This window comes from Protofrankia coriariae (genome assembly GCF_001017755.1).
In the GTDB taxonomy this organism is placed as follows: Bacteria; Actinomycetota; Actinomycetes; order Frankiales; family Frankiaceae; genus Protofrankia; species Protofrankia coriariae.
This window is the reverse complement of the sequence record NZ_JWIO01000096.1, coordinates 1-2,278: the sequence shown is the minus strand read 5'-3', so window position 1 is coordinate 2,278 and position 2,278 is coordinate 1. Positions and strand designations below refer to the sequence as shown.

The following is a 2,278-nucleotide window of genomic DNA, read 5'->3' as shown; positions in this document are numbered from 1 at the left end:
GGCAGCCGCAGCCGCGGCGTCCCGTCCGCTTCGACGGCGCCGAGCGCGTCGAGGGAGAGGGGCTGCAACGCGGCGTCGAGCAGCGCCGGGTGCAGGCCGAAGCCGGTGTCGTCGGTGTCGTCGGGCAGCGCGATCTCGGCGTGGACGGCGTCCGGTGTGCGCCAGACCGCGCGCAGGCCCCGGTAGGCGTCGTCGTAGTCCACCCCGGCGGCGGCCAGCCGCGGGTACAGGTCGGAGATGTCCACCGCGACCGCCTCCGGCGGCGGCCACGCGGCCGCTGTTCCCGCCGTGGCCGGCGCGATGTCGGCCGGATTGCCGGCCGGATTGTCGGCCTGGTTGCCAGTCGGATTGTCGGTCAGGTCATCGATCAGAGCGTCGTCGGGGCCGAGCCGGCCGGTGGCGTGCCTGGTCCACGGCTCGTCCGCCGCGGCGTCCGCGGGACGGGAGTGGACGGCGAGCGCGCGCCGGCCGGTGCCGTCGGCGGCGGCCAGGGAGATCTGGATGTGCAGCGGATCGTCCGTCAGCTCCAGCGGCGTCGCCAGTATCAGCTCCTCCAGCCGGCCCAGCCCCACGTCGTCGCCGGCCCGCAGGGCCAGTTCGACGAAGGCGGCGGCGGGCAGCAGCGCCGAGCCGAGCAGCCGGTGCCCGACCAGCCAGGGGGCGCTGGTGGCCGAGACACGCCCGGTGAGCAGCACGGTGTCGCCGTCGGCCGCCCGCACGCTCGCGCCGAGCAGCGGATGGTCGACGGCGGCGAGGCCCAGCCCGGCGGCGTCGCTCGGCGCGGTCGTCACGTCCAGCCAGAGCCGGCTGCGCTCGAAGGGATAGGTGGGCAGGTCGACGTGCGCGGCCCGCCGGCCGGCGAACAGCGGCGCGAAGCCGGCCGGGGCGCCGGCCGCGTGAGCCTCGCCCAGCGAGCGCAGGAACCGCGCCCAGCCACCGTCGTCACGCCGCAGCGTCCCGATGGCGAGGGCGGTCGTGGCGGCTCCCGCCCGCTCCAGCGTCTCCCCGATGCTCACGGCCAGCACCGGGTGCGGGCTGGTCTCGATGAACAGGCGGTGGCCGTCGTCGACGAGCGCGCGGGTCGCGTCGCTGAAGCGGACCGTCTCCCGCAGGTTGCGGTACCAGTACTCGGCGTCGAGGGTGGCGGTGTCGAGCCGGCCGCCGGTGACCGCGGAGTAGAACGGCACCTGGCCCGTCCGCGGTGTCACCGACGCCAGTGCCGCCAGCAGTTCGTCGCGCAGCGCCTCGACCTCGGCGGAGTGTGAGGCGTAGTTGACCGGGATGACCCGGGCCCGCCCACCGGCGGCGTTCACCGCGTCGACGACGGCCTGTACCGCCGCCACCGGCCCGGAGATCACGGTGGCGGTCGCGCTGTTGACGGCGGCGATGCTGATCTCGGCGCCGATCGCGGCGGCCTGCCGCTCGACCTCCTCGGCCGGCAGGGCCACCGACGCCATCGTCCCGGCGCCGCTGATCCGGGCGATCGCCTGGCTGCGCAGGGCCACGATCCGGGCCGCGTCGTCGAGGGAGAGCGCGCCGGCGACGTACGCGGCGGCGATCTCCCCCTGGGAGTGGCCGACGACCGCGGCCGGCTCGACACCGAAGGAGCGCCACAGCTCGGCGAGCGCGACCAGGATCGCGAACAGCGCGGGCTGGACGACGTCGACCCGGTCGAGCGACGGCGCGCCCGGGGCCTCGCGCAGCACGTCCGGCAGGGACCAGTCGACGTGCCCGGACAGCGCGGCGGCCGCCTCGTGCAGCTTCGCGGCGAAGACCTCCGAGGTGTCCAGCAGCTGCCTGGCCATGCCGGCCCACTGCGACCCCTGCCCGGGGAAGACGAACACGACCGGGCCGGCCGTGGCCGCCGCTGGGACGGCGGTGTCCGCCACGGTGTCCGCCGCCTCCGCCAGGGCTGGGAGCGCCTCGGCATGGTCGGCCGCCACGACGGTGGTCCGGTACTCGAACAGGGCGCGGCGGGTCAGCAGGGCCTGCNTGCCCGACGTCGCGCAGGTCGAGGTCGGGGTGCGCGGTGAGGTGGGCGTGCAGGCGGGCGGCCTGGGCGCTCAGCGCGGCCGAGGTGCGGGCGGACAGCAGCAGGGGGACGGGACGGGGCGGGGCGGTGTCGGCGGTGGCGTCCGCGTCGGTGGTGTCCGCGTGGTTGTCGGCGATGCCGACGCCGGCGTCGGCTGCCGGGCTGAGGGTGACCGTGGCGCTGTCGCTGGTGCTGTCGGGTGCGGGGGGCGCTTCGAGGATGAGGTGGGCGTTGGTGCCGCTGATC

At 76.4% G+C, this 2,278-nt stretch carries 1 protein-coding gene; it reads right to left on the bottom strand.

The window, feature by feature from the left end; genetic code table 11:
- Positions 1–1,943: acyltransferase domain-containing protein (locus tag FrCorBMG51_RS29175; RefSeq protein ID WP_162233289.1), on the bottom strand; the 1,943-nt coding region annotated here is incomplete at its 3' end.
- Positions 1,944–2,278 lie beyond the last annotated feature (335 nt).